Origin of the sequence: Cytobacillus sp. S13-E01 (assembly GCF_029193815.1) — a bacterium.
In the GTDB taxonomy this organism is placed as follows: Bacteria; Bacillota; Bacilli; order Bacillales; family Bacillaceae_L; genus Bacillus_BV.
Window position 1 is genome coordinate 74,557 of sequence record NZ_JARFVC010000011.1, and the last position, 16,075, is coordinate 90,631.

Consider the following 16,075-nt stretch of genomic DNA (forward strand, 5'->3'; position numbering starts at 1 on the left):
TATAAGCCAATCCGTCCGGAAGGTAAAGAACAACCTTCCAGCCGGCTTGTCTTATGCTTGTCGCCGATAAGCGGGCGCCCTGCGCTTTTCTTATAACCTAAGTTTTTGAGTAGTACATTCCCAAAAATGTGATTTGTCTCACATACCTAATATATCTCTAGTGCTAAAATGGAGGCATTACTAGATAGGAGGGTTTCCTCATGTTTGATAGAGATTTTAATATAAATCCGTTTATTGTTATATGGGAGTTGACAAGAGCCTGTCAGCTTAAATGCCTACATTGCCGTGCAGAAGCGCAATACATGCGTGACCCGAGGGAATTAACGTTTGAAGAGGGGAAGAAATTAATAGATCAAATATATGATATGCAAAACCCAATGCTTGTTTTTACAGGCGGAGATCCATTAATGAGACCAGATGTTTATGAGATTGCAGGTTATGCGATTAAAAAAGGTGTCCGTGTTTCCATGACCCCAAGTGCAACCCCTAATGTAACAAAAGAAGCAATCGAAAAAGCAAAGGAAGTAGGTCTTGCGCGCTGGGCCTTTAGTTTAGACGGTCCGACTGCTTTGATTCATGATCACTTCCGTGGTACAAATGGTTCGTTCGATTTAACAATGAATGCAATCAAATATTTACATGAATTAGAAATACCGATTCAAATTAATACAGTAATCTCTCGTTATAACGTCCATGTTTTAGATGAAATGGCTAAATTAATTGAAGAATTAAACTGTGTTTTATGGAGTGTATTCTTCTTAGTTCCAACTGGCCGTGGTAAAGATTCAGATATGATATCACCAGTTGAGCATGAGCAAGTGTTCCGCTGGCTACATGATTTAAGTAAGCGGGTGAAATTCGATATCAAAACAACGGCAGCTCAACATTACCGAAGAGTTGTTATCCAATCTAAAATGAGAGAAACAAGGGAAGAACAAATTAAAATAAAATATGAGGATGCACTCATGCAAGGAAAAACGGGTCAGTTTGACGGACTTGGAAGGGCGCCAAAAGGTGTGAATGATGGTAATGGTTTTGTATTTATCTCCCATATTGGGGATGTATACCCAAGCGGACTACTACCTATTAAGGGTGGTAATGTAAAAGAGACGCCATTAGCTGAAATTTACCGTGAGTCACAATTATTCAAGGACTTACGAAATCCCGATAAATATAAAGGTAAGTGCGGTGTGTGTGAATTCCGCTATGTTTGTGGAGGGTCACGTTCACGCGCATACGCTATGACAGGGGATTACATGGAAAGTGAACCATTCTGTGTTTATATTCCTAAAGCGTTTAGAAAAAAGGAAGAATCAATTAAATAGTACAAAATGAGCTGCTAATATTATTTTTAGCAGCTCATTCAATACTACAAAACACAGCGGGACAACCTTCACAGTTGATCTCTTTTTTTATATAGGCTAAATCATGAATGGTTATTTTACCTTTTGAAATTGAAAGGATTTTATTTTTTCTAAGGTCATTTAGCATTCTGTTAGTACTCTCTCTTGAAGTGCCACAGAAATTTGCTAATTCCTGATTCGTTAATGGAATATCAATTAGAATTCCGTCATCCTTTACGATTCCATAGCTGTTAGTCATTCTTACAAGAGTCGAATAAAGGGCACCTTTTTTTCCTAGAAGTACGAGATCTCTAAATTTAGTTTGTGTTTTACGAAAATGATCACTCATCCATTTCATAAATTCAAACGCGAGCTCGCTATTTTCAAATAGCTTTCTTTCAAGGACCTCATTATTAATCACAGCCACTTCTCCATCTTCTACCACTCTAGCATTAAATAGATATTTTGCATTTTCAGTAAAGAGCGTCAGTTCACCCACTAAATCGTCAGTTTTACATATTCGTAACGTTAACTCGCGTCCATCAGCCGTAATTTTGCTAATTTTTATTCGGCCAGATCGAATAATGTAAATCTCTTTGGCTGTCATCCCTTCTTGAAATAAAAACGTGTCTTTTTTGACCTTACTAATTATATCTGCGGACTTTAGTAACTCTTTAAGCTCGATCGAAAGTGTGGAATTTGTTTGTGTTATCGGTTTGTTCATGATTACATTACCACCCTTGTGATTTTATAAATATCTTTCACCTTGATTAAAAGTGAAAAAGATAATTGAGTCAATGTACTTACGACACAGAAGTGAGTGTATTTTGAGACAAAGAGGTCGAAAACTGCTGATATGTAAACAACATAGCCTTTTTGAACAATTTTCAACAATTGATACCCTTGCATGGAACTCTTATTTTGATTTCCAATTTCGGCTTTTTGATAGTATGTCTGGCGATACGGCTTTATTAAAATAAATCGTCTTAAAAACTCCTAATCATCAACAAAGAATTGGAGTTTTTTGTCCGATTTGTGACTTGGATAACAGAAATGTAACACAAAAACAAGTAAGCTATTTTATGGGGGGAATTTCATAAAACTTGGAGGGGAAAAAGGTGTATCAAACAATAGCTTGGTATGTTTCGCTAGTATTAATGCTTTTTATTACGGTAGTCTTTTTATTTGTCGTTTTAAATTCTGCAAGACGCAAGGATTATGAATCAATTCAGAAAAAGTGGTATCGATTTCGGAACGTTTTTTTTCTAATTCTTCTCATAACGATGGGAACAATATCTTATTTTACATTGTCAGATTTGCCGTTTGAGAGGCCGGTCTACGGGGAAGGAGAAGTACCTATTGTCGTTGATGTAGCGGCAGTCCAATTCGGCTTTGAATTAAGTAGCACTGAATTTCTAGTTGGCCAGCCAATTGAATTTCATGTAACTAGCAAAGACGTTAACCACGGGTTTGGCCTTTATGATGAAAATACAAGTTTATTAGCACAAACACAAGCAATGCCTGATTATACGAACAAGGTGTATTACACGTTTACGAAGCCTGGAACTTATAAGATATTATGTATGGAATACTGTGGTATAGCCCATCACGTAATGATAACTGAAATTACTGTTACTGAATAATGGAGGGGTAGACATGACGAATTCAATATCTGAGGGAGTAAATACACCCTCTCAAAGTAAATCAATTATAGTGTATTTGTTAACTAGCAGTCTCATTTTACTACTCATGATGGTTCTTGGTGTTGTTCTTCTATTAGCTCAAGGTGAAGTAATAAACGTAATCCCTAGCTTTTTCTACGAAATATTAACGGTACATGGAACAGGAATGATTGGAATTTCTGCACTTGGTGCATCTTCAATTATGTGGTACTTCTTAAGTAAATATGTTCCTTTGAGCAAGGGAATCTTTATAACCAATTATCTATTTTTTTTAATTGGTATAAGTTTAGTGTTAATAGGAGTATTTGTCTATGATTTTGCGGGTGCTTGGACGTTTCTTTACCCTTTACCAGCAATTTCTGGAGGTGCATGGGGAGTCGAAGGCGCTGCATTCTATTTAATTGGAATGCTACTTATTGGTACCGGTTTCTTGCTGCTATTTTTAGATACTGCAAGAGGAATTATTAAAAAATATGGAAGTTTAGGTGGAGGTTTAGGTTGGTCTTATCTTTTCGGTAAAGAAAAAGGTTACGGGCCACCATCGACAGTTGTAGCAAGTACAATGGTGTCAATTATTAATATTACCGCAATAATTGCAGGCGCAACTGTATTAGTTATGAGTCTTATTAATTTATTTGTTCCTAGTATAAAATTTGATCCCCTACTAGCTAAAAATTTTACTTATTCATTTGGTCATATTTTTGCTAACTCAGTAATTTATATGGGTGTTATAGCGGTGTACGAGATTCTTTCAAACTATACAGGACGCCCTTGGAAGGCGAATAAACCATTCTTAATTGCTTGGAATCTGTCAACATTATTTACGATAATCATCTATCCGCATCATTTGTTAATGGATTTTGCCATGCCTAAATGGTTGCTTATCATGGGTCAAGCATTGTCGTATGCGAATGGATTACCAGTTTTAGTTGTGACTGGATATGGTGCTCTCATGATTGTGTATCGTTCAGGAATCAAGTGGGATATGGCATCATCGTTTATTTTTTTATCTATGTTTGGATGGGTGCTAGGAGTTGTACCAGCAATAGTTGATGCCACAATTGTCATTAATCAAATTATGCACAATACGAAATGGGTACCAGGTCATTTTCATATGTATATGGGCCTAGGTGCTACTGCGATGTTGTTTGGATTTATGTATTACCTTGTTAAGATAAATGGCAAGGAAAAAGTTGGTGCAATTGATCAAATTAGTTTTTGGATTTATATCATGTTTTTCCTCGGTCTATCTGGTTCATTTTTATATTCTGGAAAGGTAAGTGCCCCAAGACGGTGGGCAACTCATTTTCCAGAGTGGATTCCTTATGACAGGATTGGTGCAGTCTTTGGAATTTTTGTAGTTATTGCTGTGTCAACCTTTGTTATTCGTTTTTGGAAATATTCGAAATCAATTGGAACAAATACTAAGTATGAAGAAAAGATAGGACCAAGCAGGCTGATTCTTTAGAACTTTATAAAAATGTGATGAACTTCACAACACTATTTTTATAGACCGTTTATTATTGTGGTATCAATAGGAGGCGGTAAGATGACTAAACAAAAAGCCGTATTACCATTAACAACCCTTGCAATGACTTTTGCCTTTACAGTCTGGGCAGTTCTTTCACCTTTAGCTAGTACTTTTCAAGAAATGTATGGTCTAACATCCACACAAAAAAGTATATTAGTAGCTATTCCTGTTTTATTAGGTTCAATCATGCGAATACCACTAGGGATATTTACTGATCGTTATGGTGGAAGAAAGATGTTAACAGGCTTATTAGCTTTCATAATCCTTCCCTTGATTGGAGCTGGTTTTTCCAATAGTTATGAGAGTCTGATGTTTTGGGCCTTCTTTATAGGAATGGCGGGAACAACTTTTGCTATTTCGATTGCCTTTGTTTCAAAATTAACACCACCACAAAAGCAAGGGACAGCACTTGGAATTAATGCAATTGGAAACATTGGTACTGCTGTAGCAGGATTTTTGATACCAACAATTGCTGCAAGCTTTGGAGTTCAATGGGCGTTTTGGGGATTGATTTTTCCAATAGTGGTTATGATTATATTAATTTGGAATCTTACACCCGAAACACCGAAACCAACTGAATCTAAATCAATCCTTGAAGCACTTTCGGTACTAAAATATAGAAACACATGGACATTGTCGGTCTTTTATTTTGTAACCTTTGGGTCTTTTGTTGCCTTAGGAATTTATCTACCATCGCTTTTAGTGGATCTCTACGGACTATCTCCTGTCGATGCAGGTTTTAGGGCTGCGGGTTTTGTAGTAGTGGCGACACTTTCACGACCTGTAGGCGGTATCTTAGCTGACAAAATTGGGGCGGCAAAAATATTAACAATAGTGTTTATGGGTATAGCTGTAAGTGCTTTTGCAATTTCATATGGGATGTCTAATATTATGGTTTTGACATTCTCATGTTTATTAATAGCATGTATGGCTGGATTAGGAAGTGGTGCTGTATTTAAGCTAGTACCTGAATTATTTCCAAAGGCTACTGGTGCAGTCACTGGCATTGTCGGAGCATGGGGTGGTCTTGGTGGTTTTTTCCCTCCAATACTACTGGGGATTGTCAAAGATATTACGGGTACCTTTGCACTCGGATTCATCCTATTGGGTATATTTTCATTTATTTGTTTGTTAATTAATCGATTTGTATGTGAAAAAAGTCCTAAGAAAAATAGACTAATTGAGTCGAATTCGTAGAAAACCAAAAATTAAGCAGATAATACCCCTACTAACTGGGGGATTTTGATTTTCTTTAAAACGAAAGAAGCATAAAATTTTTACCTAGTTTTTGTATCTAGCTCCGGGCGCGCCTTGCGCTTTTCTTCCAGTTTAGGAAATTATAAAATTGTAAGGTTGTGTATAACTTCGAGTTTTTGTCTATCTACGTCCAGCTCCAGGCGCCATCGGCTCTATGGTATAAGTCAATCCGTCCGGAAGGTTAAAGAACAACCTTCCACCCGGCTTGTCTTATGCTTGTCGCCGATAAGCGGGCGCCTTGCGCTTTTCTTTATGCGAACATTTGAACTTTATATAGTGTACAAAATTTACACCAATCACGGATTACAATTTTTTTGTCACAAATAGAGATAACATTCTCATTTTTTAATCTAGTAAAAACTCTACTAACACTTTCTCTTCTTGAGCCTATAAGGTTTGCAAACTCTTGAACTGTTAAAGGAAGCTCAATTTGAACTCCGTAACCATGGTGTTCACCAAACTCTTTAGCTAACCGATCGAGGGCTGAAATTGTTTTACTATACACATCTAATAAGGCTATGTCACGGAGTGTTGAGGTAAAACCTCTGAGCTGTGAGCTCATGTAGCGAATTATTTCAATTCCTAGTGCGGGATTCGTGATTAATTCCTTTTCCAAATTGGCTGTTTTTAGAAATAACACCTCACCGTCCATAAGCATATGGGCGGTTGCTGGATAAAGTGTACCTTCTTCTGTAAATATACAAGCCTCTGCAAATAAATCACCTGCTTTTTTTATACAAACTACGAGTTCTTTACCAGTGTGATCTCCTTTTGTTAACCGAACAATTCCTGTTTTTACAAAGAATACTCCTTTTGCTACATCATATTCTGAAAATATCACCTCTCCTTTTTTAAAAGGAATAACGGTAAGAGAGTTTTCAATGTAGTTTAGTGAGTGCTCTGATAAATCCTTGAGGATTTCTAGCTTTCGTAATAAATTTGTATACATAAACTCGCCTCCTTTTTAGTGGATTAGTTAAACGCATTCAATTACCTTAAACTTTAATAATCAATTAAAGTTTTGTAAGTGATTTTAATCACTAGTAGTAGTGATTGTTATAATCATCAAGTTTTCACAAGCGATTGAAGTGTGATGAATGTAACAGTAATCCTAGTGACTTATGATTAAACTATAGTTATTAGGATTATTTGTTGGGAGCGAGTTAGATGACAAGCTTTGTTAAAGATAAATATAATCGACCATTACGCGATATAAGGATCTCTGTTACAGATCAATGTAATTTTAGGTGCACCTACTGTATGCCAGCTGAAATATTTGGGCCTAATTTTAAATTCTTTAACAATGAAAAGCTATTAACATTTGAAGAGATAACTAGAATAACAACTAGTTTAGCGGAGCTAGGAGTGGAAAAAGTAAGGCTTACTGGCGGAGAACCATTACTAAGAAAAGATTTACATCTTTTAATAAAAGAGATTTCTAAAATTCAAGGGATTACAGATATAGCACTTACTACAAATGGTGTACATTTACCAAAGCATGCACGACTATTAAGAGAATCAGGTCTTGCCCGTGTGAATGTTAGTTTGGATGCAATAGATGATGAGATATTTCGTAGGATGAATGGTAGATCTGTTGGTGTTAAACCTGTATTAAAGGGAATTAGGGCTGCAATAGACGCAGGTTTAGATGTAAAAGTGAATATGGTAGTTAAAAAAGGTGAAAATGATTCACAAATCATACCCATGGCATCCTACTTTTTAGAACAAGGTATTCAGTTAAGATTTATTGAATTCATGGATGTTGGTAGCACGAACGGATGGAATTTTAATCAGGTCGTAACGAAAAAAGAAATTTATAAGATAGTTAACTCTCTATATCCACTTGAGGCAGTTGAATCTAGTTATTTCGGAGAAGTAGCAAAAAGATATCAGTATAAAAGAACAAATGTTGAAGTTGGTTTTATTTCATCAGTTTCGGAGTCTTTTTGTTCTAGTTGTACGCGGGCTAGAATATCAGCTGATGGTAAACTCTACACCTGTTTGTTTGCTGGCAGTGGATATGATTTACGAACGTTACTAAGAACAGAATCGTCAACTCAAGATATAACCGATATGCTTCGTAACGTTTGGAGCAATAGAGATGATCGCTATTCCGATGAACGTTGTGAAGAAACGCAAAAACGACCGAAAATTGAAATGTCATATATTGGTGGATGAAGAAATCACAGTACGTCCGCTTTTCGGCTTATGACCTCGAGCCGATGGCGCCTGGACCTAGACACCAAACTAGATACAAAACAAAAAATGGTCAGCATATAAATTCTGATATTATAATAAAGTGCTTGGAGCCCCGAGCACTTTTTATTATGAATTGCAAATAAAAACTCCTTGATGAAACCAAGGAGTTTTTGTGTTAAATAATGGAATAATTATAATTGAATTCAATTTTGAGCAGCTGCTCTAGGGAATAAAATATTATTTTCCAAATGAATATGTTGGAATAAATCTGACTCTAAATGTTCCAATCGTTGATAAACTAAGCGATATGTTCCGCAAGCTCCGAATGGAGGTGTGAAATCATTAGTAATATCCCGAAGTTCTTTGATAATATCGCCTGCTCCATCATGTTCACTTTCTAATTCTTCTATTAAATTTTTCATTCTTGTCAGGATCTCAGTATCAGGATTTTTCTCGAATTCAAGAATTAATGGAAATACTTCAGTATCTTCTTTTATTGTGTGCTGTTCAAGCTCGGACTTAAGCTGATTAAATAAAGTATGGACCCGAGATAGGTGCGTATGTTCAGCTCCATGTACACGTAACACCTTTGTTACATAGGGGGTAAGCTGTGGTAGCTCTTCATTTAAATAGCGATGATGCTTGTTAACGATATGTTCAATTAACTCAGTATATGTTGCACTATTCCAATCAATTTCTCTCTTATTACGTTCTTTCATGTCATAATATAACTCGTTTAATTTGCCAACTACTTCCTCAGCTGACAGGTTTCTTTCATTAATGGCGTCGATTAATGGTCTATTACCTCCGCAGCAAAAATCAATCCGATATGATTTAAAAAGGTCACCTGCTTTTGGAAACTTCGTTACAACTTCACCAATGTTAGATTGTTCAGTAAATACATGTTCCATAAAAATGCCTCCTTATTTTACAAAAAGTTGTCTTTACTTTTTGATTTAGTTTATTTCTAGTAATAGTTTATCGTGTTTTACTACCTTAAGAGGTGATTCAAATCACACTAGTTGGGATAAAAATTTATTGTGTAAATGTGATAAAAGTCACACTTTTGGACATAGTCCTTTTGTTACTATGAAAGTAATGGTAAAAATTTTCATTACAAGGGATGTGAATCTATATGTTTATAAGCAAAATAAAATATGAGGATATAGTAGAAGAAAATAAGAAGCTACAAGAGGAGCTTGCTTTACTTAAGAATAGCTCTGAATCTCAAAGTAATCATACACAAAAGTTTCTTAATAATTTATATAAAGATTTACTTTGCGCTGTAGAACAGCACGAATTAGTGAATGGACAACACCATAGTCTTGGGGACTTGGTTAGTAAAATTAAAGATAAGTTTGATGTTGTAGGAAATTTAAGTCAGTCTTCCAATAATCATTCTCTTACATTAGTTGAAAGAGGAAATAGCTTACTTGCTTCAGCTGACGATATGGTGAAAACATCCAATGAGGGAAGGGTTCTAGTAAATAATGTGGAGAATTTGATAAATGAACTGGGTCAACAGTTGGAAGACACTTCGATAAAAATAACTCATCTTAGCAAAAGATCAAAGGAAATTGAAAATATTGTGAAGGTCATAAAAGAGATTGCAGAACAAACAAATCTCTTGGCCCTTAATGCGTCAATTGAGGCTGCTAGGGCAGGTGAACAAGGAAAAGGCTTTTCTGTTGTTGCGGCTGAGGTCAGAAAACTAGCTGAAAATACAGCAGAAAGTACAAATCACATAAGTCAGTTAACTCAAGCAATTCAACAAGAAATCAATCAATCCTTACAATCTACAAATAATAGTACAAAATTAATCCAAAATGGAGTCAATGAAAGTAGTACCACAACTGCAAAAATAGGCTATATTATTACGATTATAGAAAGTGTTCAAACCGAGGTGCGAAATGTAATACAAACGATTGATGAGCAAAATACCTATTCAGAAAATATTTTAGATGAAATACACCAAACCAAAACGATATTTGATGACGCCCAAAGTCTAATTCTTCAACATATTGATGATGCAGCCATAGTTGATAACCAACTTGAAAATGGTTTAATACAATTAAGAGAAATGTCAAAAATATAGAAACTAGAGATCAACAAAATTTGTTGATCTCCAGTTTGCTTTTTAATAAACGGCAAGAGTAATCTAACCTCACCTTGAAACCTATCCTGTTGAAACTTCACATCACCCACTTGAATCTAGTTCACCAGTTCCTTGGACATTATCTTACCAGTTTCATCCTCAGATTTTGAAAAAAAGCTATCCTCACTTTCGAACATTGCGTAGCGGCTCCTATGTTTTTTATCCCTTAATAAACCTCGGTCATGCATGACCATTTGAAAAATAAAGAAATAAGATAGATTTTTTGGTATAACAACAAGAATAAAGTACAATAAGGATGAAAATGTGATATTTATCAATGTACAAAAAGTAAAATTACGATACGATAGTAGTACAATACGTGTGAAAGTAAGGAGAAGAAAAAATGGTTGAAAAACGTACTCCCATTCCAGTCGCCGAGGCTGTTAAAAAGGTTATGTCATTTGCGAAAACTGGTATAACAGAGAAAATCGAACTTGAAAATAGTTATGGAAGGTACTTAGCAGAAGACTTAAAAGCAGATCATGATGTACCACCTTTCGACCGCTCGCCATATGATGGTTTTGCTATACGGTCTGTGGACACAAAAAGAGCGAGTCATTCAAACCCAGTAGAATTTGAGGTTATTGAAGAAATTGGGGCTGGTTCGGTCGCAACTAAATCAGTAGGTCCCCTTCAAGCTGTAAGAATTATGACAGGTGCACAAATGCCACCTGATTGTGATGCGGTTGTTATGTTAGAAATAACAAAAGAATTTGAGCAAAACAATAGAAGATACATGTCACTAAAAAGACGAATTTCATCAGGCGACAATATTTCCTTTCAAGGTGAAGATACGAAGAAGGGGAATGTGTTAGTAGAAAAAGGTTCATGTATTAACCCTGGTATAATAGCTCTTTTAGCTACATTTGGCTATGATAAAGTGTCTGTTGGAAAAAAACCAGTTGTCGGAATTTATGCAACAGGTACAGAGTTATTAGACGTTCAGGAACAGCTTGTACCAGGGAAGATCAGGAATAGTAACTCTTATATGATCCGTGGCCAGGTTGAGCGGGCTGGAGCAGAGCCACTGTATTTTGGTAAGCTAGCTGATGATTTTGATACATGCTATCAAGCTGTAAAGAATGCAATAGATAAGGTAGACTTACTTATCACTACAGGTGGTGTATCTGTAGGAGATTACGACTATTTGCCAGCAATCTATGAAAAATTAGGTGCCGTGGTACTTTTTAATAAAATTGGTATGAGGCCAGGAAGTGTAACGACTGTTGCACAATTAGATGGAAAACTACTTTTTGGGTTATCAGGAAATCCTTCAGCTTGTTATGTTGGCTTTGAACTTTTTGCAAGACCAGTAGTAAGAACAATGCTACTTAATCCAAAGCCACATCTAATGAAAATACAGGCTAGATTAAACGTTGATTTTCCCAAACCTAATCCGTTTACCCGATTTGTTCGAAGTAAAGTAACGTTTGAAGATGGTGTTGTTTCTGTTGAACCTAGTGGTTTAGATAAATCAAATGTTGTAACATCCTTGTCCGGAGCAAACTCTCTAATGGTGTTACCAGGTGGTACAAGAGGTTATGAACAAGGGATGAACGTAGATGTTCTTCTCCTTGAAGATCAACAAGGCTGCAAATGGCCATGGGCTTAGGTATCCCTATTTTACAAATTGTTGGTTATCAAAATAGTGGTAAAACAACTTTAGTAGAAAAACTGGTGAAACTAATAGCTGGGGAAGGTTTACGAGTTTCAACAATAAAACATCACGGTCATGGTGGGAAACCAGATATAGATGATATAGGCAAAGACTCAGATATTCACCGACAAGCAGGTGCTGTTGCCACAAGTGTTGAAGGTGGTGGAGTTCTCAGGCTCCATTGTGAAAAAAGTAATTGGCAGCTTTCCGAGATAATAGAACTATATAAATTACTTAACATAGATATGATTCTTGTTGAGGGCTATAAAATGAATGAATATCCTAAAGTAGTCTTACTTCGTAAAAAGGAAGATCAAGTTTTATTAGATAAACTTACAAATATAATTGCTGTTATTTCTTGGTTCCCATTACAAGAGAACATCAAAAAGAGCTTCAAGACATATAGTCTCGATAATGAAAATTATTTAAATGATATATTACAAGTTATGAGGGATTTACATGAGTGAAAAACTGTTTTTAATTACAAGTGATGTAATAAATAGTGAAGAGGTCACAAATAAAGTAGTTCGTCGTGAGGCAGGGGCTATTACGACATTTACAGGGACTGTACGAGAATTTACTAAAGGAAAAAGGACACTTCACTTAGAATATGACGCATATGTCCCAATGGCGGAAAAAAAACTTGCTCAAATAGGAACAGAAATTGTCGAGCGATGGCCAGATGCAAAAGTTGCGATTACACATCGGATTGGCAGGCTGGAAATCTCTGATATTGCCGTTGTCATTGCAGTATCAACTCCCCATCGAAAAGATGCTTATACTGCGAATGAGTATGCGATTGAAAGGATTAAAGAGATTGTACCAATCTGGAAAAAAGAAAATTGGGAGGATGGAGAAATGTGGATAGGCGACCAACTAGAAAGAAAATCCTATCCAACTGGAAAACCCGAGAAGGAGGATTTTGAGTGATAAATATATTATTTTTTGCTCATCTACAAGACGCAATTGGGAAAGAAAAGATATGCATAGAAATTAATTCTATTTCAATAGCAGACTTAAAGAAAGAGCTTGCAAGTCAATATAAACTCCCGAATCTAGATAATGTAATGTTTGCTATAAACGAGGAGTATGCTTCAGGTGAGGACATAGTAAACGCTGGGGATACAGTAGCTTTAATACCACCAGTTAGTGGAGGATGAACACTTATAACATATTCAAACCTTTGTAAGATTTAGCTTTTAAAAAGTCGACAAGCACTTGTCGACTTTTTTATCTTGCAAGTGATAAGCGTCACATTCAGTAGGAGAACAATTATTTATAATAAAGGTAACCTATTATGAAGAGGTGAGTTTATTGAAACCTTTATTACCTAAACAACATGGTGCCTGGGCGATGTTACTCGTGCCTTTTTTTCTTGGGATTGGCTTAGGTGAGGCAGTATGGCTACATTTACCTTTGGTTATTGGTTGGCTATTTTTATATTTAGCAACATATCCACTACTAATGGCTATAAAGAATAAAAAAAGAAAGTTACACATAAAATGGTCGATTATTTACTTGGTACCAGCACTTTTTGCTTTACTTATTGTGTTAATAGCTGATTATCGGTTTATTTTTTTTGGAATGGTAATGATTCCATTTTTTATTATAAATGCGCTCTATGCTAAACAAAACAATGAACGTGCACTTCTTAATGATTTTTCTGCCATATCTGCATTTGGTATTGGGGGAATTGCAAGTTACTTTGCAGGAACAGGAACATTAGATTTTATGGCATTTGCTGTTTGGGGACTTTCGATCCTATTTTTTATTGGAAGTACATTCTTTGTTAAAACGATGATTCGCGAAAAACGAAATCCTAAATATCGAATAATATCATGGGGATACCACGCAAGTGTAATCATATTACTGATAGTAAGTGGCCAAAGCTTGGTCACGATTGCATTTTTACCTAGTCTTATTCGCTCAATTTATTTATATGGAAAATCGATGTCTATGATGAAAATTGGTATATTGGAGATTGTGAATTCTGCGTTTTTTTTAATTGCAACATTGCTTGTAATATAAAATACCAAAACCAACGTAACGCTTGTGTAAACCACCAGCGTTTTTTTTGTTGTTTAGGAATTTATAAAATTGTAAGGTTGTGTATAACTTCGTATCTCTGTCTATCTCCAGGCGCCATCGGACATGAGGTCATAAGCCATTTCCTTTAAGAAGGAAAAACCACCTTCTTGAATAAACCGTCTTATGCTTGACTTGCACAGGATGTGCTGATGTCGATGTTCGCCACAGGACGTGGCGGGTTTTAATCGATGCGACGAAAGGTGGGCGCCCTGCGCTGTTCTTAAAAGATAAGAAAGCATTCCTGTATTAAAGCAAAATGAGATTTGAATAAAATAAGCCTCCTTGGTATGATACAAAGTGTCCAAGCTGATCAGCGCAAAGGACATTTAATAACCAAAGGAGGACATAAAATGAAGTATAAACAAAATGACAAGATTCTGCAACTTACAGAAAAAACCTTAATTATAGGGGTTGACATTGCTAAACATAAGCATGTCGCAAGAGCACAAGATTATAGAGGTATACAATTTGGAAAAGCTCATACATTTTTAAACACATATGAGGGTTTTGAAGGTTTCATAAACTGGTTAAATCAAATCAAAGCTAAACAGTCTAAGGAAGATGTCATCATTGGGATGGAACCTACTGGACATTATTGGCTTCCGTTGGCTTATTGGCTAAAAGAAAAAGGAAAAAAGGTGGTTGTAGTTAATCCAGCTCATGTTAAGCAAACAAAGGAGTTAGATGACAATTCTCCTACTAAGAATGATTTCAAGGATGCTAGAGTTATCTCTAGACTTATTGAGGGCGGAAGATATTCGGAGCCCAATTTACCGGAAGGTATATACTCGGATTTACGTGAAGGTATGAACCTATATAACCAATTGGTACAGGACCTAACAGCTGTGAAAAATATAGTTCACCAATGGCTCGACCGTTTCTTTCCTGAATATTTAACGGTCTTTGGGAAGTGGGATGGAAAAGCTTCTCTACAAGTTCTAAGAATGGGACTTTTTCCTGATGAGTTATTAGAGCGTGAAGACTTGGAAATTCTAGCTGAAATTCGTAAAGAAGTTAAAAAAGGTGTGGGAATAAAGAAGGTTGTTCAGTTGAAAAACGTTGCCCTTCGTTCAGTAGGCATTAAAGAGGGGCGAAGTCTAGCTAGGTTAAAATTAAAAAGCTTACTAGACCAATACGATCTTCTTTCAGAACAATTAGAGAGCGTCTGGAGTGAAGTAGAGAACATCATACAAGATGTTCCAGGGGCGAGAGAGATGGGAGATATTAAAGGTATTGGACAAGTTACAGTAGCCTCCTTTTTTGCAGAAGTCGGTGATTTACAAAAGTACTCACATCCCGACCAAATTGTTAAGTTAGCAGGATTAAACTTAAAACTAGCTACATCAGGAAAGTGGAAAGGGCAAACAATTATTACTAAACGAGGGCGTCCTAAATTAAGGGCACTATTGTTTAAAGTCGTGTTGCCTCTTGTAGCTCAAAATCCTGCATTTAAGGCACTACATCAGTACTTTATTACACGAAATGAAAATCCATTAAAAAAGAAGCAGTCTATCATCGCTATATGTTGTAAATTAATTCGTATTTTATTTACGATTGGAAAGAAACAAATTGAGTTTGAACCAGCTAAAATGTTACAAGATATTCCTCATTTTAGTATGCAAGAAGCTGCTTAAAAGGATAGGGTAAAGTGATCAAAAAGAAGTTAGGTGCAGAAAATAGTCGAAGATTTATATAACATAAACAGTAGTATCGATGACAATATTTAATTCTCATTTTTTATTCACTTAGTAGTCGAAGTATTTTAAAGTTGTTTCAATTTGAAGAAGACTTACAACAGAAGCTAGGAGCAGTCGGCAAGCATTTATACTATTGGGCAATGACCCCGCAAGAAAGCATCGCCGACCCCACTTCATGGATAGGCAGAACGAAGGAATGTATGCGCATATTTTTCATATGACGCCGTGAGAAATGGGAGGGTGTGCCGCCATGAACATTGTGGGATCCAATAGCGACCATATTTCTAGATATTATCCTTTTTTGTAAAAAAATAGAAGAAGAGGGTTTATTTAACTATGTCCTCCTCCTCTAAAATACAAATAAAGTTCTGTTAGTCCATTAAAGTGCAGTCTTATTGAAATTTGAAATACTGAGAAAAACAGAGAAAACAAGAGAAAAACCTTACTTTAATGAGGGAGTATAAAA

At 35.9% G+C, this 16,075-nt stretch carries 15 protein-coding genes; 12 read left to right on the plus strand and 3 right to left on the minus strand.

The features are described from left to right. The first annotated feature begins 200 nt into the window (after window positions 1-200). Window positions 201-1,325 carry a TIGR04053 family radical SAM/SPASM domain-containing protein gene (locus tag PY093_RS09765; RefSeq protein WP_275645707.1) on the plus strand — a complete coding sequence of 375 codons (1,125 nt, stop codon included), beginning with the start codon at window positions 201-203 and terminating at the stop codon, window positions 1,323-1,325. A gap of 34 nt (window positions 1,326-1,359) precedes the next feature. Here PY093_RS09765 and PY093_RS09770 read toward each other — a convergent pair whose 3' ends face one another. Beyond that, window positions 1,360-2,067 carry a Crp/Fnr family transcriptional regulator gene (locus PY093_RS09770; RefSeq protein WP_275645708.1) on the minus strand — a complete coding sequence of 236 codons (708 nt, stop codon included), beginning with the start codon at window positions 2,065-2,067 and terminating at the stop codon, window positions 1,360-1,362. Between the two features lie 394 nt (window positions 2,068-2,461). Here PY093_RS09770 and PY093_RS09775 point away from each other — a divergent pair, with 394 nt between their 5' ends. The 3 genes from PY093_RS09775 to PY093_RS09785 all read left to right on the plus strand — a co-directional run bounded on the left by PY093_RS09775 (window position 2,462) and on the right by PY093_RS09785 (window position 5,753). Continuing rightward, the gene (locus PY093_RS09775; RefSeq protein ID WP_275645709.1) at window positions 2,462-2,986 is read left to right on the plus strand and encodes a cupredoxin domain-containing protein; all 525 of its coding nucleotides are present in this window, start codon (window positions 2,462-2,464) and stop codon (window positions 2,984-2,986) included. Between the two features lie 13 nt (window positions 2,987-2,999). After that, window positions 3,000-4,493: a cbb3-type cytochrome c oxidase subunit I gene (locus PY093_RS09780; RefSeq protein WP_275645710.1), complete on the plus strand. Its 1,494-nt coding sequence runs from the start codon at window positions 3,000-3,002 to the stop codon at window positions 4,491-4,493. A gap of 81 nt (window positions 4,494-4,574) precedes the next feature. Beyond that, a complete protein-coding gene (locus tag PY093_RS09785) occupies window positions 4,575-5,753 on the plus strand; it encodes an MFS transporter (RefSeq protein ID WP_275645711.1) in 1,179 nt (392 codons plus the stop codon). A 310-nt stretch (window positions 5,754-6,063) separates the two neighbouring features. Here PY093_RS09785 and PY093_RS09790 read toward each other — a convergent pair whose 3' ends face one another. Continuing rightward, a complete protein-coding gene (locus PY093_RS09790) occupies window positions 6,064-6,762 on the minus strand; it encodes a Crp/Fnr family transcriptional regulator (protein ID WP_275645712.1) in 699 nt (232 codons plus the stop codon). Window positions 6,763-6,980: 218 nt separating this feature from the next. On the opposite strand from PY093_RS09790, the gene moaA reads away from it, so the two are divergent. Then, window positions 6,981-7,991, plus strand: a complete 1,011-nt coding sequence (gene moaA, locus PY093_RS09795; protein ID WP_275645713.1) for a GTP 3',8-cyclase MoaA — start codon at window positions 6,981-6,983, stop codon at window positions 7,989-7,991. A gap of 224 nt (window positions 7,992-8,215) precedes the next feature. Here moaA and ric read toward each other — a convergent pair whose 3' ends face one another. Next, window positions 8,216-8,923: an iron-sulfur cluster repair di-iron protein gene (gene ric / locus PY093_RS09800; protein WP_275645714.1), complete on the minus strand. Its 708-nt coding sequence runs from the start codon at window positions 8,921-8,923 to the stop codon at window positions 8,216-8,218. A gap of 224 nt (window positions 8,924-9,147) precedes the next feature. Here ric and PY093_RS09805 point away from each other — a divergent pair, with 224 nt between their 5' ends. The 7 genes from PY093_RS09805 (at window position 9,148) to PY093_RS09835 (ending at window position 15,546) form a co-directional block, all read left to right on the plus strand. Continuing rightward, window positions 9,148-10,107, plus strand: a complete 960-nt coding sequence (locus tag PY093_RS09805) for a methyl-accepting chemotaxis protein (RefSeq protein WP_275645715.1) — start codon at window positions 9,148-9,150, stop codon at window positions 10,105-10,107. A gap of 403 nt (window positions 10,108-10,510) precedes the next feature. After that, window positions 10,511-11,779, plus strand: coding sequence for a molybdopterin molybdotransferase MoeA (locus tag PY093_RS09810; protein WP_275645716.1), 1,269 nt, complete (start codon window positions 10,511-10,513; stop codon window positions 11,777-11,779). Continuing rightward, entirely contained in the window at window positions 11,764-12,291 is a 528-nt protein-coding gene (mobB, locus tag PY093_RS09815; protein WP_275645717.1) for a molybdopterin-guanine dinucleotide biosynthesis protein B, read from the plus strand. The genes PY093_RS09810 and mobB overlap by 16 nt, the downstream gene beginning before the upstream one ends. Then, window positions 12,284-12,754 carry a molybdenum cofactor biosynthesis protein MoaE gene (locus PY093_RS09820; protein WP_275645718.1) on the plus strand — a complete coding sequence of 157 codons (471 nt, stop codon included), beginning with the start codon at window positions 12,284-12,286 and terminating at the stop codon, window positions 12,752-12,754. The genes mobB and PY093_RS09820 overlap by 8 nt, the downstream gene beginning before the upstream one ends. Continuing rightward, window positions 12,751-12,984 (plus strand): molybdopterin converting factor subunit 1, encoded by a 234-nt coding sequence (gene moaD, locus PY093_RS09825; RefSeq protein ID WP_275645720.1) that lies wholly within the window; start codon window positions 12,751-12,753, stop codon window positions 12,982-12,984. The genes PY093_RS09820 and moaD overlap by 4 nt, the downstream gene beginning before the upstream one ends. A gap of 145 nt (window positions 12,985-13,129) precedes the next feature. Then, window positions 13,130-13,852 carry a YwiC-like family protein gene (locus tag PY093_RS09830; RefSeq protein ID WP_345774237.1) on the plus strand — a complete coding sequence of 241 codons (723 nt, stop codon included), beginning with the start codon at window positions 13,130-13,132 and terminating at the stop codon, window positions 13,850-13,852. 410 nt (window positions 13,853-14,262) lie between these two features. Continuing rightward, on the plus strand, window positions 14,263-15,546 hold the full coding sequence (locus tag PY093_RS09835; protein ID WP_275645258.1) for an IS110 family RNA-guided transposase: 1,284 nt from the start codon (window positions 14,263-14,265) through the stop codon (window positions 15,544-15,546). Window positions 15,547-16,075: the final 529 nt, after the last annotated feature.

What these genes read in the sequence shown, in the direction of transcription:
- PY093_RS09765 (WP_275645707.1), top strand. Translation starts at nt 201, where the DNA reads ATGTTTGATAGAGATTTTAATATAAATCCGTTTATTGTTATATGGGAG.
- PY093_RS09770 (WP_275645708.1), bottom strand. Translation starts at nt 2,067, where the DNA reads ATGAACAAACCGATAACACAAACAAATTCCACACTTTCGATCGAGCTT.
- PY093_RS09780 (WP_275645710.1), top strand. Translation starts at nt 3,000, where the DNA reads ATGACGAATTCAATATCTGAGGGAGTAAATACACCCTCTCAAAGTAAA.
- PY093_RS09785 (WP_275645711.1), top strand. Translation starts at nt 4,575, where the DNA reads ATGACTAAACAAAAAGCCGTATTACCATTAACAACCCTTGCAATGACT.
- PY093_RS09790 (WP_275645712.1), bottom strand. Translation starts at nt 6,762, where the DNA reads ATGTATACAAATTTATTACGAAAGCTAGAAATCCTCAAGGATTTATCA.
- moaA (WP_275645713.1), top strand. Translation starts at nt 6,981, where the DNA reads ATGACAAGCTTTGTTAAAGATAAATATAATCGACCATTACGCGATATA.
- ric (WP_275645714.1), bottom strand. Translation starts at nt 8,923, where the DNA reads ATGGAACATGTATTTACTGAACAATCTAACATTGGTGAAGTTGTAACG.
- PY093_RS09805 (WP_275645715.1), top strand. Translation starts at nt 9,148, where the DNA reads ATGTTTATAAGCAAAATAAAATATGAGGATATAGTAGAAGAAAATAAG.
- PY093_RS09810 (WP_275645716.1), top strand. Translation starts at nt 10,511, where the DNA reads ATGGTTGAAAAACGTACTCCCATTCCAGTCGCCGAGGCTGTTAAAAAG.
- mobB (WP_275645717.1), top strand. Translation starts at nt 11,764, where the DNA reads ATGGCCATGGGCTTAGGTATCCCTATTTTACAAATTGTTGGTTATCAA.
- PY093_RS09820 (WP_275645718.1), top strand. Translation starts at nt 12,284, where the DNA reads ATGAGTGAAAAACTGTTTTTAATTACAAGTGATGTAATAAATAGTGAA.
- PY093_RS09835 (WP_275645258.1), top strand. Translation starts at nt 14,263, where the DNA reads ATGAAGTATAAACAAAATGACAAGATTCTGCAACTTACAGAAAAAACC.